This window comes from Streptomyces sp. B15 (assembly GCF_018070605.1).
Lineage (GTDB): Bacteria > Actinomycetota > Actinomycetes > Streptomycetales > Streptomycetaceae > Streptomyces > Streptomyces smyrnaeus.
Genome location: NZ_JAGPXJ010000004.1, coordinates 86552 through 107446 on the forward strand (window position 1 = coordinate 86552; position 20895 = coordinate 107446).

The 20895-nt window shown below is 71.3% G+C and carries 21 protein-coding genes and 1 pseudogene; 11 read left to right on the forward strand and 11 right to left on the reverse strand.

The window, feature by feature from the left end:
* The first annotated feature begins 37 nt into the window (after positions 1-37).
* Positions 38-913: a class I SAM-dependent methyltransferase gene (locus tag KBY19_RS03760; protein ID WP_099886903.1), complete on the forward strand. Its 876-nt coding sequence runs from the start codon at positions 38-40 to the stop codon at positions 911-913.
* Here KBY19_RS03760 and KBY19_RS03765 read toward each other — a convergent pair.
* Positions 886-1587, reverse strand: coding sequence for an endonuclease V (locus KBY19_RS03765; protein ID WP_210965144.1), 702 nt, complete (start codon positions 1585-1587; stop codon positions 886-888). The two genes, KBY19_RS03760 and KBY19_RS03765, sit on opposite strands and share 28 nt — an antisense overlap.
* Before the next feature lie 21 nt (positions 1588-1608).
* A complete protein-coding gene (locus tag KBY19_RS03770; protein WP_099885245.1) occupies positions 1609-2166 on the reverse strand; it encodes a hypothetical protein in 558 nt (185 codons plus the stop codon).
* A 226-nt stretch (positions 2167-2392) separates the two neighbouring features.
* Here KBY19_RS03770 and KBY19_RS03775 point away from each other — a divergent pair, with 226 nt between their 5' ends.
* From KBY19_RS03775 to KBY19_RS03790, 4 genes are read left to right on the forward strand one after another with little or no spacing between them, the layout of a single operon-like run.
* On the forward strand, positions 2393-3145 hold the full coding sequence (locus KBY19_RS03775; protein WP_210965145.1) for a MerR family transcriptional regulator: 753 nt from the start codon (positions 2393-2395) through the stop codon (positions 3143-3145).
* 58 nt (positions 3146-3203) lie between these two features.
* Positions 3204-3869: a hypothetical protein gene (locus KBY19_RS03780; protein WP_210965146.1), complete on the forward strand. Its 666-nt coding sequence runs from the start codon at positions 3204-3206 to the stop codon at positions 3867-3869.
* Positions 3866-5215, forward strand: coding sequence for a nucleotidyl transferase AbiEii/AbiGii toxin family protein (locus KBY19_RS03785; RefSeq protein ID WP_210965147.1), 1350 nt, complete (start codon positions 3866-3868; stop codon positions 5213-5215). The genes KBY19_RS03780 and KBY19_RS03785 overlap by 4 nt, the downstream gene beginning before the upstream one ends.
* 42 nt (positions 5216-5257) lie before the next feature.
* A complete protein-coding gene (locus tag KBY19_RS03790) occupies positions 5258-5956 on the forward strand; it encodes a hypothetical protein (RefSeq protein WP_210965148.1) in 699 nt (232 codons plus the stop codon).
* 7 nt (positions 5957-5963) lie between these two features.
* Here KBY19_RS03790 and KBY19_RS03795 read toward each other — a convergent pair whose 3' ends face one another.
* From KBY19_RS03795 to KBY19_RS03805, 3 genes are all read right to left on the reverse strand, one after another.
* Positions 5964-6491, reverse strand: a complete 528-nt coding sequence (locus tag KBY19_RS03795) for a copper chaperone PCu(A)C (RefSeq protein ID WP_210965149.1) — start codon at positions 6489-6491, stop codon at positions 5964-5966.
* Positions 6492-6579: 88 nt separating this feature from the next.
* Entirely contained in the window at positions 6580-7023 is a 444-nt protein-coding gene (locus tag KBY19_RS03800) for a MarR family winged helix-turn-helix transcriptional regulator (protein ID WP_210965150.1), read from the reverse strand.
* 85 nt (positions 7024-7108) lie between these two features.
* Positions 7109-7510 (reverse strand): ATP-binding protein, encoded by a 402-nt coding sequence (locus KBY19_RS03805; protein ID WP_210965151.1) that lies wholly within the window; start codon positions 7508-7510, stop codon positions 7109-7111.
* A gap of 205 nt (positions 7511-7715) precedes the next feature.
* On the opposite strand from KBY19_RS03805, the gene KBY19_RS03810 reads away from it, so the two are divergent.
* On the forward strand, positions 7716-8573 hold the full coding sequence (locus tag KBY19_RS03810; RefSeq protein ID WP_099885251.1) for a helix-turn-helix transcriptional regulator: 858 nt from the start codon (positions 7716-7718) through the stop codon (positions 8571-8573).
* Positions 8570-8779: a DUF397 domain-containing protein gene (locus KBY19_RS03815; protein ID WP_210965153.1), complete on the forward strand. Its 210-nt coding sequence runs from the start codon at positions 8570-8572 to the stop codon at positions 8777-8779. Before KBY19_RS03810 ends, KBY19_RS03815 begins: the two co-directional genes overlap by 4 nt.
* 54 nt (positions 8780-8833) lie before the next feature.
* Here the strand turns inward: KBY19_RS03815 and KBY19_RS03820 are convergent, their stop codons facing one another.
* The 4 genes from KBY19_RS03820 to KBY19_RS03835 are packed head-to-tail and all read right to left on the reverse strand — an operon-like array spanning position 8834 to position 14839.
* Positions 8834-9145: a hypothetical protein gene (locus KBY19_RS03820; protein ID WP_247690562.1), complete on the reverse strand. Its 312-nt coding sequence runs from the start codon at positions 9143-9145 to the stop codon at positions 8834-8836.
* On the reverse strand, positions 9142-13761 hold the full coding sequence (locus KBY19_RS03825) for a putative T7SS-secreted protein (protein WP_210965154.1): 4620 nt from the start codon (positions 13759-13761) through the stop codon (positions 9142-9144). Before KBY19_RS03825 ends, KBY19_RS03820 begins: the two co-directional genes overlap by 4 nt.
* Positions 13761-14420 carry a hypothetical protein gene (locus tag KBY19_RS03830; RefSeq protein ID WP_099885255.1) on the reverse strand — a complete coding sequence of 220 codons (660 nt, stop codon included), beginning with the start codon at positions 14418-14420 and terminating at the stop codon, positions 13761-13763. Before KBY19_RS03830 ends, KBY19_RS03825 begins: the two co-directional genes overlap by 1 nt.
* Positions 14420-14839 (reverse strand): hypothetical protein, encoded by a 420-nt coding sequence (locus KBY19_RS03835; protein WP_099885256.1) that lies wholly within the window; start codon positions 14837-14839, stop codon positions 14420-14422. The genes KBY19_RS03830 and KBY19_RS03835 overlap by 1 nt, the downstream gene beginning before the upstream one ends.
* 243 nt (positions 14840-15082) lie before the next feature.
* On the opposite strand from KBY19_RS03835, the pseudogene paaI reads away from it, so the two are divergent.
* Both paaI and paaK read left to right on the forward strand, forming a co-directional pair.
* Positions 15083-15500: pseudogene (gene paaI, locus KBY19_RS03840) on the forward strand (hydroxyphenylacetyl-CoA thioesterase PaaI).
* Positions 15501-15514: 14 nt separating this feature from the next.
* A complete protein-coding gene (gene paaK, locus KBY19_RS03845; RefSeq protein ID WP_099886905.1) occupies positions 15515-16801 on the forward strand; it encodes a phenylacetate--CoA ligase PaaK in 1287 nt (428 codons plus the stop codon).
* Positions 16802-16991: 190 nt separating this feature from the next.
* On the opposite strand, the gene KBY19_RS03850 is transcribed toward paaK, so the two are convergent.
* Both KBY19_RS03850 and KBY19_RS03855 read right to left on the reverse strand, forming a co-directional pair.
* The gene (locus KBY19_RS03850) at positions 16992-18182 is read right to left on the reverse strand and encodes a zinc-dependent alcohol dehydrogenase (RefSeq protein WP_099885257.1); all 1191 of its coding nucleotides are present in this window, start codon (positions 18180-18182) and stop codon (positions 16992-16994) included.
* Between the two features lie 114 nt (positions 18183-18296).
* The gene (locus tag KBY19_RS03855) at positions 18297-19223 is read right to left on the reverse strand and encodes an SDR family oxidoreductase (RefSeq protein ID WP_099885258.1); all 927 of its coding nucleotides are present in this window, start codon (positions 19221-19223) and stop codon (positions 18297-18299) included.
* 146 nt (positions 19224-19369) lie between these two features.
* Here KBY19_RS03855 and KBY19_RS03860 point away from each other — a divergent pair, with 146 nt between their 5' ends.
* Together KBY19_RS03860 and KBY19_RS03865 are read left to right on the forward strand one after the other, a co-directional pair.
* A complete protein-coding gene (locus KBY19_RS03860; RefSeq protein WP_099885259.1) occupies positions 19370-20335 on the forward strand; it encodes a TIGR03557 family F420-dependent LLM class oxidoreductase in 966 nt (321 codons plus the stop codon).
* A gap of 140 nt (positions 20336-20475) precedes the next feature.
* Positions 20476-20889, forward strand: coding sequence for a RidA family protein (locus tag KBY19_RS03865; RefSeq protein ID WP_180289965.1), 414 nt, complete (start codon positions 20476-20478; stop codon positions 20887-20889).
* The last annotated feature ends 6 nt before the right edge of the window (positions 20890-20895 follow it).

Here is a 20895-nt window from a genome sequence, read left to right on the forward strand (position 1 = left end):
GCCCTCGCCCCGGCCGGACGACGAGAAGGAGATCCGCGTGCCCGCCAAGAACGTCACCGTCAACCGCGCTGCCCTGGGGCACCGCGTCCTGTACGCGCTGCGCCACCCCGAGCGGGTCCCCCGCCATCTGGTCCGTGCCGCCAGGGACGCGTGGCTGCGCCACCGCTGGCCCGACCACATCTCCTACTACCGGGCGGTGATGCGCTCCGACACCCGTGCCGACCCTAAGGCGGCGGTCGGCAGCGCCAGCCATGACCGGTGGCTGGCGCTGGGAGCGATGCAGTTCGACTATCTGCTCGCCCATGGTCTGCGGCCCGAGCACCGGATGCTGGAGATCGGCTGCGGCAATCTGCGCGCGGGGTGGCGGTTCATCCGGCATCTGGAGCCGGGGCACTACTACGGCATCGACATATCGCCCGACATCCTCGCCGCCGCGCAGGACACGATGGTGCGCATGGAGTTGCAGAAGAAGCTCCCCACACTGACCCCGGTCAGCGATCTGACGCTCCGCTTCCTGCCCGACGCGCACTTCGACGTCGTCCACGCACACAGTGTCTTCTCGCACTCCCCGCTTCCGGTCATCGAAGAGTGTCTGGCCCATGTCGGCCGGGTGCTGGCGCCGGGCGGCTGGTTCGACTTCACGTTCGACCGCACCGAGGGCAAGGAGCACCAGGTGTTGCGGGAGGACTTCTACTACCGCACCGAGACACTGGTGGGGCTGGCCGAGAAGCACGGTTTGGCGGCGCGCTTCATGGCCGACTGGGAGGAACTGCCGCACGGTCAGTCCAAGATCCGCGTCACCCACGGCCCGGACACCGCCCACGGCCCGGACACCGCCCATGGCGCGGATGCCGCCCATGGCGCGGACGCTGCCCGCGAGCGGCCTCAGCCGGACCGTTCGGCCAGCCGCTGACGCGCCAAGTGGTCCGCCCGGCGGGTGGTCTCGGGCTGGCGGTAGGCGGGGGCCAGCCGCAAGGTGAGGGCCCCGGCGTTGTCGAGGCCGATGCCGCTTCCGACGGAGACGAACACCGGCTTGACCCCGTCCTGGGTGCGCAGCGCACGCCCCACCTGCTCGCCGTCCATCGTCAGCGGTGCCCACGCGCCCCGCTGTTGGCCGGGCTCGTCGTAGTCGAAGAGGAACGGCGTCTTGGCCACCCCGAAGCAGGCGATACCCGTCAGCACGCCCAGGTGGACGGCGAGTCCGGCGCGGCGCGGATGTGCGACGCCGTAGCCGTCGCACACCACGACATCCGGCCGCGGATGCCGCGACAGGCCCCGCAGCGCGGCGACGACGGAGGGCAGTTCGCGGAACGCCAACAACCCCGGGACGTACGGGAACCGGGTACGTCCCACGTACACGGACTCGTCCACCACCGTCAGCGTGGCCGCGTCCAGCACCACAGCGGCGGCCACCAGCTCGCCGCCGTCGGCGTAGGCGACATCGACCCCGGCGACGGTGCGCACCTGGTCGGGGTCGGGGCCCGGCCCGACCAGGTCGGCGCTCTCGCGCAGCCGCTCCTGCACGGCGACGGCCTCCGCCTCGGTGCGGGGCCAGTCGTCCGGTCCCACGTCCGCCCCCACACCCATGTCACTCCGCTGTTTGAACCGTCACTGAGCACACACGACGTCGTGCAACTCGATCGGGTGAGAGTCTAGAGCGACGTAGCCGGTGAAGGTGCTGGTGGTGCCGTCCGCCCAGTACGCGGTCACCGTCGCCCAGCCGACCCCGGCGGACTGCGCGACGGTCACCGGTCCGACCTCGATGTTCTGCGGCGTGTTCTGGGCGCACAGCAGCACGTCGTGGTCGGGGTTGTCCGCCTGCTTCTGCTTGAGGAAGTCGGAGACGAAGTGCTCCCGCTGGGAGTCGGTGGGCCCGTGCTCGCCGTAGAACCAGGTGAGGAAGCGGTGGATCTCCCGGCCGGTGTGGCGGCGCTCGGCTGCGGCTGCCGGCCCGGCCTGCGCGCCGGCGGGCGGCGCGTACACCTGCGGCGCCACCTGCCCGGGCGCCACCTGTCCGGGCCTCGGCTGCCCGGGTGTCGGCTGGCCGGACGGCGCCGCCTGTGCGCTCGGCGCGGCCAACGACAGCGCCACAGCCGCCACCCCGGCGGCACACAGCGGGAGGACACGACGGATACGGGTGGTACGGAGCGCGGCGGTACGGAGCATGCGGACACCTCTTTTGTCAGGCACTGTCCCGGATGGGGACCGATGACCGCATCGTCCGCCTTCCTCGGTGCCCAGGGAACGGGGGCGTCGCAACGCGCCCCCGCAAATCCCCCTCTTGGATGACGGCGCTCACCGCTCTCGCCGCAGGAGGACACCGCCGCCCCCCGGCCTCGCCTAACCTTCGAACCGAAGACGGCGAGCGCGGCACAGCTGAAGGAGACCGGGCATGGGGGAGCGCGGAACCCGCGAGGAGCGGCGGACCCTGCGCTCCGTGGACCTCGCGCGGGCCGCCGGAATCTCGACGCAGCAGGTACGCAACTACGAGGAGGCGGGCATCCTGCCGCCCGCCGAACGCACCGCCTCCGGCTACCGCCTCTTCACGTCCCGCCATCGCGCGGCCCTCCTCACCTACCGTGCCCTGACGAAGGGCTACGGCTTCGACCCCGCCCGGCGCATCCTGCACGCCGTGCACGCCGGCGAGGTGCCCGCCGCGCTGGCGTTGGTGAACGAGAGCCATGCGACCCTGCACGAGCAGCGCCGCTCCCTGCACGCGGCGAGCGAGGCGCTCACGGCGACGGCCGAGCGGGCCCCCGAGGAGGCGGCACCGTCCCGCTCAGCCCTGCGCATCGGGGAGCTGGCACACCAACTGAGGCTGCGGCCCTCCGCGCTGCGGGTGTGGGAGTCGGCCGGGCTGCTGACCCCGCGCCGCGAACCGGTCACCGGCTACCGCCGCTACGGCCCCGCCGAGATCCGCGACGCCCGCCTCATCGCGCTGCTCCGCCAGAGCCGCTATCCGCTGCCCCAGATCCGCACCGTCCTGGGCGGACTCCGGGAGTCCGGCAGTACGGCCGAACTGCGTGCGGCGCTCGACCACCGCGCCCAGGAGCTGACGACGCGTACGACGGCGATGCTGGAGGGCTCCGGAGCGCTGTACACGTATCTGCGCGACCACGGGCCCTCCTGGGGCGAACAGGTCTGAGACGATCACACGCGTGTGCGCCTCATCTGCTGCCTCCCCGGCGCCCGGGCTCGCTTCCGTGGACACTTCCGTGGACGTGTTCGCGGGCGAGTTCGAGATCCATCTGACCGTCGACGGCTCCAGCCCCGCCGTGGGCTCCGGAGCGCTCGCCGCCCACGCGGCCGGACGGGGATGGAAGTACGCCTGCATCGTGTTGGACCGGGGCCGCACTCCCCTCCAGCCGATGGCCACCTTCACCGTCGGGCACTGCACCGTGGGCGCGGCGCTGGCGGCGGCCCGGTCGGCGGCCGACGAACTGTCCGCCGCCGGTTGCCCGGTCGTGCGCGTCAAGGTGGAGGCGGCACCCTGGGCGCGAGGGGTGCCGGCCACCGACGCCGAGGGAGCGGCGCTCGGCCCCGGGTACTACTTCGAGCACCACGTCAAGCTGCTCCTGCCGCCGGACGCCGACCCGGCCGGACCGGCTCGGTGCGCCGTCCGGCACGCCGCCCATCTGTCCCGCAACGCCCGCCGTGTGCGCGACGACGGGCAGCGGGAGCAGTTCGTCACCCAGCGCTGCCGCGAGGTCGGCAGCGCCACAGCGGGGCGGCGGCTGGAAGCGCTCCTTGCCGAGCTGGCCGCTCGTGGGTACGAGACCCTCTCGGTGGAGCGGGAGTTCGTGGTCCACGACAGCGCTCAGACACTGGACGCCGGATGGATCGACGAGGGGGAAGGGGCACGGCCATGAGCGGTTCGCAGTGGGAGGGACTCGGAGACGGCCCCTGGCCCCCGGAGAAGGCGGTGCCGCACCAGCCCCCGGACGAAGCGACCCGCAACGGTCTCGCACTGCCCCCCACCCTGCGGCCGGTGCGGGGCGAAGCCGTCGTGCAGCGCGCGGTCTTCGACCCGTCGGCCCTGCATCACGCCAGGGCGATGCGGCTGGGCAACCCGCAGTTCGCCGACGCGGCCACCGGCGAGCGCTGGTACGCGGCACGCCGCCGGGCGTTGGACCTGGTGCTGGCCGCCGTCGCCGACTCGCCGTGGCGCGCACACCTGGTGCTGCGCGGCAGCGTGCTGCTGCGCGTCTGGTACGGGACGGCCGCGCGGGAGCCCGGGGACCTCGACTTCGTTGTGGAGCCGGCGGACTGGCGGCTGGAGGACGAGCGCACCGGCCGGATGCTGGACGACCTCGCCCGCCGTGCCGACCTCGGCTCCCGCACGGCGGACGGCGATGTCCGGCTGGATGCGCGGGGCGCGGTGACCGATGAGATCTGGACGTACGACCGGGTGCCGGGGCGCCGCCTGGTCATCCCGTGGACGGCCGAGGGCCTGCCGCCCGGCGGCGCCGTCCAGCTGGACTTCGTCTTCAACGAGCCCCTGCCCGCGCCCGCCGTCCCCACCGCGATACCCCGCCCGCAGGGTGCGGCCGACGACGCGCCGCTGTCCGTGCGCGCGGCCACCCGCGAACTCTCCCTCGCCTGGAAGATCCTGTGGCTGGCCAGCGACATGCACCCCGAGGCGAAGGACCTCTATGACGCGGTCCTGCTCGCCGAGGACGCGCGGGTCTCCCTTCCGTTCGACCTGCTGCGTGCCGTCTTCCGCGGTGTGGACCACGGCTACTACGACCGCAATCCGCTGTTCCTGGACGGGTTCGGGTACGAGGTGGGCAGCACCGACTGGTCGGAGTTCACCAAGGAGTACCCGGGGCTGCCCGTGCCCGCCCTCGACGGCGGGCAGCGCCTCGTCCGCGCCCTCGCCCCCACCTTTGCGCTGGACGGCGCCGACGGGGAGTCGGCCTGCTATCTGTCGTACGCGAGATGGCTTGCGCCGCTGACCGACGAGTGCCGTACGACATACGCCGCAGACGGACTGCCTGCCGTGCTGGAACGGCTGTTCACCGGGCACGTGCCGCCCGCCTCCGCGCTGGTCGTCACCCGCGAGGTGCTCGGCCGCGCCGAACACACCCTGGCGGATGTCCTGCCGCTGCTGGCCGGCTACCAGTGGCGGTGGCCCGAGCGCCGTTGGCAGCGGGACCGCTGGGACGAGGAAGAGCTGACGGAGGCTGCCGAAAAACTGGCCAAAGCTGGCGGTTGAACGCCACACGGGGTAAACCCTCTGCGACAGGGGGTGGTTGCTGTGTACGTCCACACAACGCGGCGACGCAGATGGCCGGTGGTGCTCTTCCACGCGATGGGGGCCGTCGGCGCGCCCCTGCTCATCGTCGGCATGGCCTACGGAGGCGCTTCGTACGCCGTCAACGGGGGACCGGACAGCAGCGTGTACGTCGGCAACGCGCTGGTCATCATCGCCTTCCTCGGCGCTTTCGGCACGGGCTTCCTCTCCGACCCGGACCACCCCTTCCAGCCGCTCGTGGCGATCTTGACCAGCGTGCTGCTGGCCGGCGCCGTGCTCGGGGTGGCCGCCGCGGTGGACGACGAAACCCTGCGCAGCCGGGGGAAGGCCACCCGCTGCACGGTGCTGGACGTCGACCGGCAGGTGCACGAGAGCACCTACACCGACAGCAACGGAATCACCCACACGACCACCACCATCGACTACAAGCACAAGCTCGACTGCGCCGCCGGGCGGCCCGACTCGATGACGCTGAAGAAGAAGCGCGCCGACGAAGGCGAGCGCATCCAGGTCACCTACGACCCCCGTGGCCGACTCGACCCGCTGCCCACCGACAGGCTCGAACGGGGCAGCACATGGTCGTCCATGGCCTACCTCCTCCCACCTGTGGTGATCGGGCTGCGGACGCTGGTGCTGCTGGCCGCCGCCTGGACAAGGGCGCGATGGCGCCGACTCGACCGGCGCCGCAGCAGTCGCCACTGAGGTGCGGTCACTCGGTGGGCGAGGGACTCTTGTCGTACTGCGGCCGCTGCGCCGCGATGTTGAAGGTCGTCGACCCGGCGTCCCGGAACCGCAAGGTGATCTTGATGTACTCACCACCCCTGACCTGCTTGCGCAGGTCCCGCAGCAGCAGGTGGTTCTTGCCGGACTCCAGCCCGACGAGCTTGCCCGCAGGAAGACGCACACCGTCCCCGCGCGGCTCACCGTCCGGCCCGACGAGCTGCACGGAGGCGGCGGCCGGCGAACTGGCGCCGACCAGCTTGTCGTCCTTCTGGCCCTTGTTGTAGAGCCGGACATAGCCGGGCACGTCGTCCCCCGCCCGCCACGGCCCGTCGCGCGGCTCGGCCAGATGCGCGTACCTGAGCATCAGGTCCCCGACGCGGGCGTTCTGGCCCGGGGCGTCCCAGTCCGGCAGATTGAAGTCGTCGTCGCCGCCGCATCCGCTCACGGCCGTGACCAGGGCCAGTGCGGCGGCTGCCAGACCGGCTCGGCAACGCGGCCCGCCAAGGCGTGGCATGGACGCTCCTCTCGCCGGAACCCTCGCGCCCACCCTCCGTACGCCCATGGCCCGGTGCAAGCGGGACGGCGGCGTACGAGTGACGGCCTCACTCCGGCCGCACGTCGGGCGGCGGGCCCCACGCCGCCTCCAGGGCCGCCCGCAGCGCCGCGACCTGCTCCGCACCGATCCGCTCGGCGAGCCGCCCTTCCAGCGCCGCGAGCACCCGCTCCGCACGGGCATGCACCCGGGCGCCCTCCTGGGTACGGCGGATCAGACGCCGACGGGCCGAAGCCGGGTCGGGGGCCTGCTCCAGAAGACCTGCGGCGACCAGGCTGTGGACGGCCTGGTGCGCGGTCTGCCGGGTGACGCCCATCCGGCGGGCCAGCTCGGAGACGGTGGTGCCCGCCTCGTCCAGCACGGAGAACAGCTGCGCCTGCGTCGGGGAGACCGGCGCGGCACCGGCCGCCTCCAGCGCCGCCAGCAAGCCGTCCTCGAACCAGCGCCGGGCTTCGGTCAGCAGCTGGGGCAGCTGGCGGCGGCTGTCGTGCATGGGTCCCTCGTGCCGTCTCACGCCGTGGGCGGGGCTGCCCCGGCAACAGGCCAGCAAGGCTACAGCGCCGACGGGACCGGGCCCGCTAGGCCGGGCACCGGGCCCAGACCGTCTTCCCGGGAGCGGCCGGCGTGCGGGCGCGTACGCCCCAGTCGGCCGCCAGCGCCGCGACGAGCAGCAGGCCACGCCCCGACTCCTGGTCCGGCCCCGGGCACGTCGGCGCGGTCGCCGGCGGTGCCGCCTCACCCAGCGTGTCCGTCACCTCGATGAGCACGGAGCCCTGCGGGCGGCTGAGCGCCAGCTCGAAGTCCCGCCCGGACACCCGCCCGTGCAGTACCGCGTTCGCGGCGAGCTCGGCGACGACGGCAGCCGCGTTGTCGCTGCGCTCGCTGCCGTAGGGGAGTCCCCATGCGTCGAACTGGTGCAGCGCGAGCAGTCGCGCCAGGCGGGCGCCCCGCCGGGTGGCGGAGAACCGCTGTACGAACATACGCTCGGTAGCGGCCGAGCGAGCCGGAGAGAGTGGCTGACGCTGATACATGGCCGTCACGTTGGCCCTCGGCAGCCTCCCGCGACCAGCTCAGCAACCCCTACGCTGCGCAAGCGTAGGGGTGCGGAGTGTGGACAGTGCGGGCAATGGCCCGTAACCCTGGGTGAGTTGGGGACGTTCCCCCGCCACAGGGAGGTGGCCGGAAGTGGCCGACTACGACGAGGGTGAGGAAGAGCGCGGCGGTGGAGGGAGGGAGCCAGAACGTTCGGACAGTCTCTGTACATTCGGCGCCGTTGTGAAGCAGTTGCGTAAACGTGCGGGCTTCACGCAGGAGGCGTGGGCCGAGCGCTCCGGCTACTCGTTAAGTACGTGTGCGGGTGTCGAGCAGGGACGGAGGTTTCCTCCCCCTCGGTTCATTGAACGGGCGGAGCGGGACTTCGACGCGGGTGGTGCCCTGAGGGAAGCCGTGAAGCATCTGTCGAGGGGCAACGGCATCGCCGCCTGGTTCCGCCAGTTGGCCAAGATGGAGCTCACGGCGCTCAGCCTGTACACCTACGAGAGCCGAGTGGTCCCGGGGCTCTTGCAGACCGAGGCGTATGCGCGGGCGTTGATCCTAGGGACGCCGCCATTGCCGACGGAGGAAGAGATTGAGGAGCTGATTGCGGATCGGCTGGAACGGCAGCAGTTGTTGACTCGGAAGCGGCCGGTCACGTTCAGCTTCATCCTTGAGCAAGCCGTGTTGGAGCGCCGCACGGGTGGGGACGAAGTGGCTCGGGAACTGCTCGACCATTTGATCGCTTGTGCTGACATCGCGTCGCTGGAACTCCAGGTCATGCCTTTGGTGCAGCCGTACGGACATGCCGGCGTGGCAGGGCCGTTCCGGCTGTTGGAGACGCCCGAACATCGGTGGTTCGGTTACGTAGAAGGACAAGAGACCGGTCAACTCATCACTGACGACGGCGCACTCAGCCGCTTGCACATGCGGTATGCAAAACTGCGCTCACAGGCTCTCACCCCGGCAGATTCCCTGAGCCTGCTGAAGCGAATGCGAGGAGCGCTATGAGCAAGGACGCCGAGCTCAACTGGTTCAAGAGCAGCTACAGCAGCCCTCAAGGAGACGACTGCGTCGAGGTCGCAACCCTCCCCGGAGCGGTCCACGTCCGGGACTCCAAGGACACGACCATCCCCTCCCTCTGCATCACGCCGGCCGCCTGGTCGGCGTTCATCGCACACGCGCCCCGCCAGGGACGCGGGGAACTGCGCGACTAGCCACAACACACCCGCAGTCCGCAAGCCGCAGGCAGGGGCACCCCCTCCCCGGGATCACCCGGGGTACCGCTCCAGCACGCGGCCCTCATCGAAGTCGGCCTCCGAGAGAAAGACCGGCAGCACCTCGGCGGGGTCACCGTCGGAGATCAGAAAGTACCCCGGCTTCGGCGCGTTCTCGACCTCGCGTACCAGCCCGGCCAGGGTCCCGTCCGCGAGGCGGAAGACGAAGGTGTTCCACGGCCCGAGGTCATCCCAGGTGACCTCGGGCTCGCCCCAGCGCCGTACGGCCTCTTCCGTACTCAGGTCCAGATACGCGACCTGCGCATTGCGGCGCAGCAGTGCAGCGTCGACGCGCTCCATCGTCATCTCACCTCCGTGACGAAGACCGGGATGCGGGCGAAGTCCTCGCCGTTGTGGAATGTATGTCCGACTCCTGGGCCTCCCAGTTCCCAGCTGGAGTACCCCGTCATGTGCGACAGCCCTGTCGGCTGGACCGAAGTGTAGAACTCGAAGCTGCCGGGCACGGCATCGGCCGGCAGCGGGCCGACGTGCGCCTGAGCCGCCTCCACCGTGCCGGTACGCGGCAGACGCCCCCACAGCTCACCGCTGTCCAGCACCTGCTGCACCACCTCGGGGGTCTGGGTGGGGGAGCCCTTCCGGTGGAAGGGGCCGTACAGGGTGGCGGGTTCGCCGATGTCGGGTCGGCCAGGAGGCAGGGCCAGCGGCTCGCGGGGTGGCTCGGGTGCCGGGGCCTCGTCCCGGGCGCCGCGGCCGAAGAGGCCCTTGATCCGGTCCTTCAGCGACGGTCCGCAGCCGGGGGCGAGCCCGAGAACGTCCACGAATGCCTGCGGATTGTGGACGTAGGCGGCCGGGTTCGCCGCGGGGGCGAGACCAAGGGGGTCCGGTGACGCGTAGCGCGCCGTCTCCGGGTCGTAGTGGCGGAAGTAGTTGTAATGGAGGCCCGTCTCCGGGTCGTGGTACTGGCCAGGGAACCGCAGCGGGGTGTACGCGGTGCTGTCGGCGCGCCAGCCGGTGGTGCCCCACAGGGTGGCGCGGCTGCGCCAGGCGATCTCGCCGCTCTCGTCGACGAGTTCGGTCGGGGTGCCGACAAGGTCGGTGACGATGGCGAAGAAGCGCGCGTCGATCTCGCGCTGGGTGGCTTGGTCCAGGCGGCGCTCGGTCTGGCTGAGTGGTGTGTCGCCCTCGTGGTCCCAGGTGAGGGTGACCGGCGTCGAGGAGCCGGTGCCGGTGGTGGTCTGCTCGATGAGGGTCGAGCCCTCCCAGGTGAAGACCGTGCGCTCCACCACCGTCTCGCCGTCGGGCGCCATCCGGCACTTCTCGGTGCGGCGGCCGAGCGGGTCGTACAGATAGCGCCAGACCGTGCGGTCCGGGGTGGTGACCTCGGTCAGCTGGTCCTCGGCGTCCCAGGTGTACCGCCAGGTGTCCGGCTTCTTCGACAGCCGGGCCTTCTGGCGCAGGGTGAGCCGGCCGGCCGCGTCGTGCTCGTAGCGGACGCTGCCCGCTCTGGTCACCCGGGTGCCGTCGTAGGCGCGGTCGCCGGTGGCCTCGGGCGCGTGTTCGGCGGGCCACGAGGCGTGGGTGAGGTTGCCTGCCTCGTCGTAGGCGTAGCGCTCGGTCCAGTTGCGTGCGTTGACGGCGGTGACCCGGCCGAGCGCGTCCAGGTCGAAGGTGCTGGTGCCGGCCAGCAGATCGTCGACGGCGGTCAGGTGGCCGTCGAGCCGGTAGGAGTAGCGGCGCTGCTGGACGGGGTCGGAGCCGGCCAGGGACAGGGCCTGGTCCGTCAGCCGTCCGGCCGGGTCCCACAGCTGCCGGAGGGCGAGACCCGCGTCACCGATGCGGCGCTCCGTCTCGCGGCCCATCGCATCGCGGTCGAAGCCGAGGGTGCGGCCGTTGATCGTCAGCGAGGTGCGGCTGCCCGCCGCGTCGTAGGTGCTGGTGGAGACGGCGCCGGTGGGGGTGGTGCGGCGGACACGGCGGCCGAGCGTGTCGTAGGTGTGGGTCACCACCCGGCCGTTGACCATCTCCGCCTTGACGCGTCCCAGCTTGTCGCGCTGGAAGCGCACCTCCGCGTCCGTGCCGACGGCCTCGGCCAGCCGGCCGGCCGCGTCGTAGGCGAACGTGGTCACCTTTCCCGCCGCGTCCTTGCGGGTCATCCGGCCCATGGCGTCGAACTCGTAGCTGATCCGGTCACCCAGCGGGTTGATCCGCGCCGTCAGCTGGCCCGCGGCGTCGAGCTCGTAGCCGCGTGTACGGTTGTCGAAGTCGGTCTCGGCGATCAGCCTGCCGACCGGGTCGTAGGTGTAGTCCCAGGTCAGCCCCTGGGGGTTGGTGACACGGGTCAGGCGCAGCTCGGCGTCGTAGGCGAACTCGTAGCGCACCCCGTCCGGGTCCGTGCGAGCGGCCAGGACATCGAAGTCGCCGTACTCGTACACCGACTCGGCGCCCGCCGCGTTGAGATGGCGTACGCAGTTGCCCTCGCCGTCCCACTCCCAGCGCTCCGTCATGCCGTCCGGGCCGGTGCGCCGGAGAGGGTGGCCCTCGACGGACCACTCCAGCTCGGTTCCGGCGCCCGTGGGGTCGGTGATGCGCACGGGGCGGCCGAACGCGTCGCGCTCGTAGCGGGTCACACCGCCCAGCGGGTCGGTGATCTCCACGGGGAGGCCCGCCGGGCCGCAGCACACCCGGGTGGTCGCGCCCAGGGGGTCGGTGATTGAGGCGAGGTGGCCGCGACCGTCGTAGGTGTAGCGCGTGGTGTTGCCCGCCGGGTCGGTGGCCGAGATCCGGTTGCCGTAGCCGTCCCACTCCTGGCGCCACACCGATCCGTCCGGCTCCGTGGTGGCGACCGGGCGGCCCAGCGCGTCACGGGCGATGGTGCTGGTGGCACCGTCGGGGTGGGTGACCGAAGCGAGGCGGCCTTCCGCGTCGTAACCCAGCGTCGTGGTCCGGCCCAGCGCGTCGGTGTGCGTCAGCGGCCGGTTGTGCGGGTCCCGTTCGATGCGGGTGCGGTGGCCCAGCGGATCGATCTGGCCCATGGAGTGGCCACGCTCGTCGAACAGGTGGTGGGTCGCGCTTCCGTCGCGCGTCGTCACCGTGGTGACCCGGTGGCCGGTGGCTTCGTCGGTGCCGTCGTAGTCGATGCGGATCTGCATATGGCCCGCGGTGCCGCCTTCGGCGATGACGCGGTGCAGGTTGTCGTAGACGTAGTCGTAGCGGCGGCCGTTGGTGTCGGTCCAGGCGATGATCCGCTGCTCGTCGTCGTACTCGAAGCGCAGCGGGCGGCCCGAGGAGTTGGTGACCTCGGTCAGATTGCCGTCGGTGTAGCCGTAGCGCATCACCGTCGTGCCGCCGTCCGCGCCCGCGAGGGACAGCGCCGTCACCCGGTCGTCCTCGACGGTCAGCGCCACCGCGTAGCCGCCGCTGTGGACGAGACGGGAGGGCGCGCCGGTCTGCGTGTCGTATTCGAAGGTGATGCTGTGGGCGTTGCGGTCGGTGAGCTGCTCGATCCGCGCGACACCGTCGTCCTCGGCGTCCGGCCCGCCCTGGGCGGGTCCGAAGTGCCGCACCCAGCCGGTGTCCGGGTCGGTGAGCGTGTAGCCGTGGTCCGGTGTGCGCTCCAGCCGCATCCGCACCGGACCGGCCGTCGGCAGTGTGGGGACCCCGGGCGCCGGGTGGGGGAAGGCCAGCAGCCGGCCGTCCTCGCCGACGAAGACGACGCCCTCCGCGTCGACCTCCAGACGCTGGTCCAGCGTCGAGGTCCAGGACGGGCCGAACCAGTGGCCGAGCCGGTAGCCGGACTCCGCGCGACGGGTGAACGCCAGCGGCAGGGAGCCGGGCAGGGACAGATCGGTCTGCGGCAGATACATCCGACCCGTCGCCAGGTCCACCGGGTCGGTTCCCTTGCACGGGGTTTCCTTCGCACCCCGGGCGGCGGCCTCCGCGCCCTTGCCGTCGAGAGCGCCCCGCCCGCCGGGCAGGTCGTCGGCGAGCTTGGTCAGCTTTCCCGCCCGCCCGGCCTTTATCGCGGCCCCGGCGCCCTTGGTGCCGAGGAGTTCGGGAATGAGGCGGCCCACGCCTTCGGCGGGGTCCTTCTGGAAGGTGTCCCACAACTTCTTGCCGGTGCCGACGGGATCGTTGGCGACCCGGGCCAGTCCGGTGACGGTGGAGTTGAGGTTGGTGACGTACTCGGCGGGGTGAGTGAGGTTGTAGGGGTCGGCGGGGTTGACGCTGCGGACGAAGTTGACCAGCCCCGCGGTGCCCTTGACGATGCCGCCGGAGACGTGGACGGCGTCCAGCTTGAGGCCCTCCAGGCCGTCACCGGCCTGGTCCCAGTAGTCGGGCTTGGGCGGGGCCGCGTCCCGGGCTGCCTTGATCGCCTTCTGGGCGCGGGCCGCAGCGGTGTTGCGCTGGGTGCGCGCCTCCTGCAGCGTCTCCTTCGCCTCGTCCTTCTTGTCGTCCTTGTACTGGGCGACCGCCTCCCGGGCCCGGCCCTGGGCCCACTCCACGGTGTGGGCGAAGTCCTCCAGCGCACCTGCCGCCTTCTCGCAGGCGTCGGCCGCCTTGATCCACTTGGCCGGTTCCAGGCCGACCTTCTCCCAGAACGCGTCGGCGGCCTTGCCCTTGAGCGTCCCCTTGTGCAGACCCTTGAGGCCCTTGACGACCTTGTCGAAGGCTGTCTTGAAGTTCCTCAGATGCGTGGCGGTGGAGCGGATCTTGCTGGGGCTGCCGAAGACCAGCTTCTTGGGGTCCTCGGTCTCGTCCAGCTGGAACTCGGCTGTCTCGGCGCCCATCCGGTTCGCCGCCGAGCGTGACTTGTCCCGTACCCAGTCCCCGCCGGACTCCCAGCCGGCGTCGTCCATACGGTCGGCCGTCCAGTTGCCGAACCCCTCGACGCCGTCACCGACCTTCTCGGTCAGATCCTCGGCCTTGTCCTCCCACGAATCCGGGACCAGATCCCAGCCCATCAGCCCTGACCCCCTTGCTGCTGCTGCGCCGCCGCGCGCTCTTCCGGCGACGGGCCGAACCACTCGTCCCGCTCGGCCTCGATCTGCTCGTCACTCATACCTGACGCTCTCTGCGCCATGTCCATGTACATTCCGCCCCGGCCCTTGGTGGTGAGCTCCCGGCCGGTGTCCTTCCAGTCCTGCTTGATGTCCTCGCCCGCCTTGTCCCAGGACTCCCCGCTCCAGTCCGGTGCATCCGGCTTCACGATGTCGCCCCAGCCCTGCTTGGTGATCTCCTCCTCCGTGGCATGCGGATTGCCGGTCACCAGAATGGAGTTGAGGCCCACCTTCAGCGCTCCCGCTGCGTACTGGTCCTCCTCGTAGGCCATGCCCGCCGACAGGCCCAGCCGTTCGGCCAGCCCGTTGGCGTTCTGCACCAGGGCGCGTACGCCCCACTCCCACTTCTCGCAGAAGTCCTCGAAGTCGACGGCCACCCCGCCGTCCCCGGCCTCCATCCCGGTGAGGGACAGCTCTTCGAAACCGGCGCCCTGGAGGGAGGAGGTCGCGGAACTGCCGGATGCCTTCAATTCGTCGATGGCGCCTTTGAGGCCCTTCTCGATGAGGCCGAGGGACTCCTCGTTCCAGTTGACGCCGTCGTCCTTGCCGCCGCCGCTGCCCATCAGACCGGCTGCCTCTTGGTATCGCCGGTTCCGCCCACGGCCACCTCGTCCGGCACGATGCCCGGCACGGGCGGGAAGAGCATGGAGCCGTCCTGGTCGGCGATGTCGACTGACACGCCGGTGGGGCCGTCCAGCGCGGGGATCACGGCGTCCAGCAGCCGGGCACCCAGTACGGACACATACGGCCACTCGGCGCCCGGCGAGCCGCCGCTGCCCGGCTCCCGCGCGAACCGGGCCAGCGCCGCCTCGTCGGTGAACGCGAGAATCCAGCGCACCCCGCCGAAGGACCGGGTCAGCAGCTGACCTGCGTCCTGGCCGCCCGCCGGCACCAGCACCGCGGTGCGCCGGAACTCGCCCAGCAGCGCGCCTGGGTTTCCGTCCCCCGCACGCATCGCGGCTATCTCCAAGGTCAGAGCCATTGCCCGCCGTTCTCCTCCGCCCCGTATCGCCGGCCGTTCCCCTCACCGCCGGAACAGTCGGGGCACGAACACCTGAACGTGTCGTTCCACGCCGTCTCGCGGCTGTTTGGTTCCCGGTCGCGGATGGAGACGAGCGGTTTGCCGAAGAGAGCACTGCAGCCGTCTTGACAGGCCGGACCCCGCGCTGGATTACTGGGCGCACCGAATGGTCGGTCGGTGTCTGCCGGAGGCGGGAGGTCGCAGGTGGGGAACGGTGCGGGAACCGGGTCCTGGCCCGTGGCCGCGATACTCGGTGCCGACCGGGCCTCCGCCGCGCTGGGCATCGGCCTCATGCGAAGCGGGTGAGAGATGTGCGACCGTGCGGATGCGGGGCAGGGCCGACATGGTCAACGGCCATGGGACGGCCCACGGCGGCTATCTCTTCCTCCTCGCGGACACCGGGTCCGCCTGCGCCTGCAACAGCCATGGCCCGGTGACGGTGGCGGCAGGGGCGGACATCACCTTTGTGGCGCCCGCCTGGGAGGGTGACGAGTTGCCGGCCGTGGCGCAGGAGCGCACGCGACACGGCCGCAGCGGGACCTACGACGTCACCGTGGCGCGCGGCGAGCAGGTGATCGCGGAGTTCCGGGGACGCAGCCGTACGGCGACGCCGGTGAAGTGAACGGGGACGGCGAGATGGACGAACTGCTGGACGACGGTGAGCTGCTGAGCACGGACGAGCTGCGGCGACTCCAACTGGAGCGGCTGCGCAGTACGCTGCGGCACGCGTATGAGGACGTGGAGCTGTACCGCAAGAAGTTCGACGCGGCAGGGGTGCGACCCGAGGACTGCCGCACCCTTGACGATCTGGCGAAGTTCCCGTTCACCACCAAGGCCGACCTGCGCGACACCTACCCGTTCGGGATGTTCGGCGTGCCCATGGAGGACGTACGCCGTATCCACGCCTCCAGCGGTTCCACCGGGCGCCCCACGGTCGTCGGCTACACCCAGCGCGATCTCGACACCTGGGCGGACCTGGTGGCGCGCTGTATACGGGCAGCGGGTGGGCGGCCCGGCCACAAGGTGCATGTGTCCTACGGCTACGGGTTGTTCACCGGCGGGCTGGGGGCGCACTACGGCGCCGAGCGGGCGGGCTGCACCGTCATTCCGGCCTCCGGCGGGATGACGGCACGGCAGGTTCAGCTGATCCAGGACTTCCGGCCCGAGATCATCATGGTGACGCCGACCTACATGCTCACCCTGCTGGACGAATTCGAGCGGCAGGGCATCGATCCGCGCGGCACCTCGCTGCGGGTCGGCATCTTCGGGGCGGAGCCGTGGACGGAGGCGATGCGGCGCGAGATCGAGGAGCGGTTCGCCCTGCACGCGGTGGACATCTACGGGCTGTCGGAGGTGATGGGACCGGGCGTCGCCCAGGAGTGCGTGGAGACCAAGGACGGTCTTCACCTGTGGGAGGACCACATCTACCCGGAGATCGTCGACCCGCTGGGGGAGGAGCCGTACACCTCGGGGGAGCGGGGCGAGTTGGTGCTGACGACGCTCACCAAGCAGGCACTGCCCGTCATCCGCTACCGCACCCGCGATCTGACGCGGCTGCTGCCGGGGACGGCCCGGCCCGCGTTCCGCCGTATCGAGAAGATCACCGGCCGCAGCGACGACATGATCATTCTGCGCGGCGTCAATGTCTTCCCCAGCCAGATCGAGGAGATCGTGCTGGAGATCCCGGCGCTGGCCCCGCACTTCCAGCTGCGGCTCACCCGGCAGGGCCGGCTGGATCACCTCAGTGTGCTGGTGGAGGCGCGGGCCGCCGCCACGGGCGCTCAGCGCGCGGATGCGGCGGAAACCATTGTGCGCCGCGTCAAGGAGGGCATCGGCGTCACGGTGGAGGCCCAGATCGTCGACCCGGAGACCATCGAGCGCTCGGTCGGCAAGTTCCGCCGCCTCCGCGACCTACGCGATTAGGGGGTGCCCCTTGCTGCCCGTTGCGCACTGCGGGGTCCGCTGTAGTCGCGCGCGCAGTTCCCCGCGCCCCTTCGGGGCGCGTCCCGCAGCGAGAGGGAGCATCCCTCAGGGGCGCGGGGAACTGCGCGACAGGCCAAGAACACGTCCGCGGACTGCGGGCGGCAGCAAGGGGCACCCCCTCCCCGGAACGCTAGGTCGCTGAAGGCTTCAAGAGGGCCTTCACCATGCCGTCTTCCTTGCGCTGAAACGTGCCGTAGGCACTCGGCGCCTGCTCCAGCGGCAGCGAGTGGGTGGCGAAGTGGTCCACGCCCAGGGGGTCGTCGTCGGTCAGCAGGGGGAGGATGTCGTCGACCCAGTTGCGGACGTTCGCCTGGCCCATGCGCAGCTGAATCTGCTTGTCGAACAGCTTCAGCATCGGCAGCGGGTCGGTGGCGCCCCCGTAGATGCCCGAGATCGACACGGTACCGCCGCGCCGTACGACGTCGAACGCCGCGTTCAGCGCTGCCAGCCGGTCGATACCGGCGCGCTGCATCATCTTGGCGCCCACCGCGTCCGGCAGCAGACCGACCGCCTGGTGCGCGGCCTTGGCGACGGGCGCGCCGTGCGCCTCCATGCCGACCGCGTCGATGGCCGCGTCCGTACCCCGGCCCTGGGTCAGCTCCCGCACCGCGGCGCCGAGGTCGTGGTGCTCGCGCAGATCGAGGGTGTGTACGCCGTGGGCGCGGGCCCGCTCCAGCCGCTCGGGCACCAGATCGACACCGATGACCAGTTCCGCGCCCTGGTGCTGCGCGATACGCGTGGCCATGTCCCCGATGGGGCCCAGCCCCAGCACGGTGACGCTGCCGCCCTGGGGAACGTCGGCGTAGGCGACCGCTTGCCACGCCGTGGGCAGCACGTCGGACAGATAGACGAACCGTTCGTCCGGCGGCCCGTCCGGCACCTTCACCGGCAGATGGTTGCCGAACGGCACCCGCATGAACTCCGCTTGGCCACCGGGTACTTGGCCGTACATCTTGCTGTAGCCGAACAGAGCGGCGCCGGTGCCGTACTCGCGTACCTGCGTGGTCTCGCACTGCGACTGGAGTCCCTGGCCGCACATCCAGCAGGTGCCGCAACTGACGTTGAACGGCACCACCACCCGGTCCCCGGCCGAGAGCCCGGCCACCTCGGGGCCGACCTCCTCGACCACTCCCATCGGCTCGTGCCCGAGGATGTCGCCCTGGCCGAGGAACGGCCCGAGCACTTCGTACAGATGCAGGTCGGAGCCGCAGATGCCGCTCGTGGTCACGCGGACGATGACATCGTCCGGCTCGGTGATCTCCGGATCGGGCACCGTCTCCACGCTGACGTTGCGCTTGCCCTGATAGGTGAGAGCCCTCATGTGTCCTCCAGGTCCTTACGGGCACGGCTCCGCCGTCGGGGTCTCGGCGGTTGCCCGGGTGCGCGTTGCTTGTGGCTTGTCGCGCAGTTCCGCGCGCCCCTCCGGGGCGCGGTCCTACGCGCCTGTCTGATTGAGGCGCCGCGCCGCGCGGTCGTTGAGTGCGCTCACCGCGGACTGCCAGCGGGAGCGGCCCTCGCGGCCGGAGTCGTCCGGTTCGGGCAGCAGCCGGGACACCAGCTCATTGGTGCGGGTCACCAGCGTGGGGGCGACCCCGTACGCCTTGGCGCCCAGCTGCGCCGCAGGGGTGAGCACCACTCGCGTACGGCGCTGTTCGAGCGCCCGTACGATGCGTTCGGCAGCCCGCAGCGCGTCCATGGACAGCCCCGGCAGTCCCGCCAGCGTGGCGAACCACGCGAACTCCTTGCCCTCGTCGCCGGACAGCTCCACCTGGCGGTGCGAGCCGGTCCGCATCAGGCCCGGATGGACGGCGGTGACGCTGACCCCGTGCTCGGCCTGCTCGGCACGCAGCCCCTCCGCGAGCGCCGCGACGGCGGACTTCGCACACGAGTACGGCAGCAGATGCGGCACCGGCAGCAGTCCGCCGACCGAGCCGATCAGCCCCAGCCGGCCGCCGGCCGGACTCTCCCGCAACTGCGGCAGGGACTCCATCGCGGTGTGGAGCGCGCCGAAGAACATGGTGTCCATCGCGCTGCGGAACCCCTCGGTGCCCGACTCCTCGGCGGGCCCCACCTGGATGTTCCCGGCGTTGGCGATCACCACGTCCAGGCCCCGCTGGTCGGCCGCGGTGTTCTCCACCAGCTCGTGGACGGCGGACCGGTCGGTCACGTCGCACACCCGCCCGGTCACGCTGGTGTCGCGTGCCCTGCGCCGCAGCAGCCCGACGGCGCGGTCCAGCTCCTGCTGGTCACGTGCCGCGATGGTGACGTCGCAGCGCCGCTCCACGCATTGCCGGGCCAACAGCAGCCCCAGCCCGCGCGAACCGCCTGTCACCAGCACCGACAGGTCGGAGAGTGTGTCCATGCCCGGTCTCCTTCGGACGGAGGTGTCGGTATCCGGCGGTTCCCCGCATCCGCCGTGTCACACCCCTCGCTGGCCGGGGGACGGTGGGAGTGTGCGAAAGGAAGTGGAGGTACCCGAGGGGGGAGAGCGACCAAGGAGCAGTACACATGCAGATCGGCTACAAGCTCGCCACCGAGCAGTACGGCCCCCAGGAACTGATCCGCCAGGCCATCGCCGCCGAGGCCGCCGGATTCGACTTCGTCGAGATGAGCGACCATTACCATCCGTGGCTGGACGAGCAGGGCCACTCCGCCTTCACCTGGAGCGTGCTGGGGGCCATCGCCGCCAAGACCGAACGCATCCAGCTGGTCACCGGCGTCACCTGCCCCAGCATGCGCTACCACCCGGCCGTCGTCGCCCAGGCCGCCGCGACCATGGCGCTCGTCTCCGAGGGCCGCTTCGTGCTCGGCGTCGGCTCCGGCGAACGGCTGAACGAACATGTGACCGGTGACGGCTGGCCCGCGGTGTCCGAGCGGCACGTCAGGTTCCGGGAGGCGCTGGAGATCATCCGCCTGCTGTGGCAGGGCGGCTACCGCTCCTACGAGGGCAAGTACCTCCGCCTGGAGGACGCCCGGATCTTCGACCTGCCCGCGGAGCAGCCGCTGATCGCGGTCGCCGCCAGCGGTGCCGCCTCCAGCCGGATCGCCGCCGAACTCGGCGACGCGATCTTCGCCACCGAGGAGAAACCCGAGATCGTGCGCCACTACCGGGAGGCGGGCGGCACCGGACCCGGCTACGCCGAGGTGCCGATGGCCTGGGCGGAGAGCGAGAGCGAGGGCGCCCAGTCGGCGCTCAAGTACTTCCGGTGGGCACTCGCCGGCTGGAAGGTGATGAGCGAACTGCCCAACCCGGTCAACTTCGAGGCCGCCACGGCGCACATCCGCGAAGAGGACATCCGGCAGCGCTTCGCCTGCGGCAACGACCCGCAGCGCTTCATGGAGGTCGCCCAGCCCTTCGCGGAGGCCGGCTTCGACCGCCTGGTCCTGATGAACGCCGGACCGGACCCCAGGGGCTTCCTGGACTTCTGCGACGCGGACCTGATCGGCCGCCTCAAGCAGAATCTGGGCGGCTGAGGCCGGGCCGCCCCGGGAGGCGGGCGCCGGCATCCGCCGGGCGCGAATAACCGGTTGCGGGGGCGGCGGCACTGCGCTGAAGTCGGTCGGGCCCAGCCGTACCTTGCGAGAGGAACCCCGTGCCGCGAGCAGTGTCCCTGATCCTCCCCCCGACTCCGGCCGGGAGCCTGCCCCGGCAGACCCTCTCCGACGTGGCCGAGTACGCCTACGCGGCCACGGCGCCCTGCGACGCCCGGCTGATCTTCCTCGCCGGGGCCTGCCCGCTGGCCGCCGACGGCACCGTCGGCCCCGTCGGCGACTACGCGGGGCAGGCCGCCCGGGCGGTCGAGAACCTGCGCACCGCACTCGGTGAGGCGGGCGCCGACCTCGGCGACCTGATCAGCACCAGGGTCCTGGTGGCCACCGCCCGCCAGGAAGACCTGGTGACCGCCTGGGAGGTCTACCGCGACGCGATGGGCGACCACGCCGTCCCCAGCACGCTGCTGGGGGTCACCGTGCTCGGCTACACCGACCAGTTGGTGGAGATCGAGGCGGTCGCGGCGGTCCGGGACTGACCGCGG

Coding starts and splice junctions, on each gene's coding strand:
- KBY19_RS03860 (WP_099885259.1), top strand. CDS start 19,370: ATGCAGATCGGCTACAAGCTCGCCACCGAGCAGTACGGCCCCCAGGAA.
- KBY19_RS03835 (WP_099885256.1), bottom strand. CDS start 14,839: ATGGCTCTGACCTTGGAGATAGCCGCGATGCGTGCGGGGGACGGAAAC.
- KBY19_RS03795 (WP_210965149.1), bottom strand. CDS start 6,491: ATGCCACGCCTTGGCGGGCCGCGTTGCCGAGCCGGTCTGGCAGCCGCC.
- KBY19_RS03800 (WP_210965150.1), bottom strand. CDS start 7,023: ATGCACGACAGCCGCCGCCAGCTGCCCCAGCTGCTGACCGAAGCCCGG.
- KBY19_RS03830 (WP_099885255.1), bottom strand. CDS start 14,420: ATGGGCAGCGGCGGCGGCAAGGACGACGGCGTCAACTGGAACGAGGAG.
- KBY19_RS03820 (WP_247690562.1), bottom strand. CDS start 9,145: ATGACGATGGAGCGCGTCGACGCTGCACTGCTGCGCCGCAATGCGCAG.
- KBY19_RS03775 (WP_210965145.1), top strand. CDS start 2,393: ATGGGGGAGCGCGGAACCCGCGAGGAGCGGCGGACCCTGCGCTCCGTG.
- KBY19_RS03805 (WP_210965151.1), bottom strand. CDS start 7,510: ATGTTCGTACAGCGGTTCTCCGCCACCCGGCGGGGCGCCCGCCTGGCG.
- KBY19_RS03785 (WP_210965147.1), top strand. CDS start 3,866: ATGAGCGGTTCGCAGTGGGAGGGACTCGGAGACGGCCCCTGGCCCCCG.
- KBY19_RS03815 (WP_210965153.1), top strand. CDS start 8,570: ATGAGCAAGGACGCCGAGCTCAACTGGTTCAAGAGCAGCTACAGCAGC.
- KBY19_RS03855 (WP_099885258.1), bottom strand. CDS start 19,223: ATGGACACACTCTCCGACCTGTCGGTGCTGGTGACAGGCGGTTCGCGC.
- KBY19_RS03825 (WP_210965154.1), bottom strand. CDS start 13,761: ATGGGCTGGGATCTGGTCCCGGATTCGTGGGAGGACAAGGCCGAGGAT.
- KBY19_RS03850 (WP_099885257.1), bottom strand. CDS start 18,182: ATGAGGGCTCTCACCTATCAGGGCAAGCGCAACGTCAGCGTGGAGACG.
- paaK (WP_099886905.1), top strand. CDS start 15,515: ATGGACGAACTGCTGGACGACGGTGAGCTGCTGAGCACGGACGAGCTG.
- KBY19_RS03770 (WP_099885245.1), bottom strand. CDS start 2,166: ATGCTCCGTACCGCCGCGCTCCGTACCACCCGTATCCGTCGTGTCCTC.
- KBY19_RS03765 (WP_210965144.1), bottom strand. CDS start 1,587: ATGGGTGTGGGGGCGGACGTGGGACCGGACGACTGGCCCCGCACCGAG.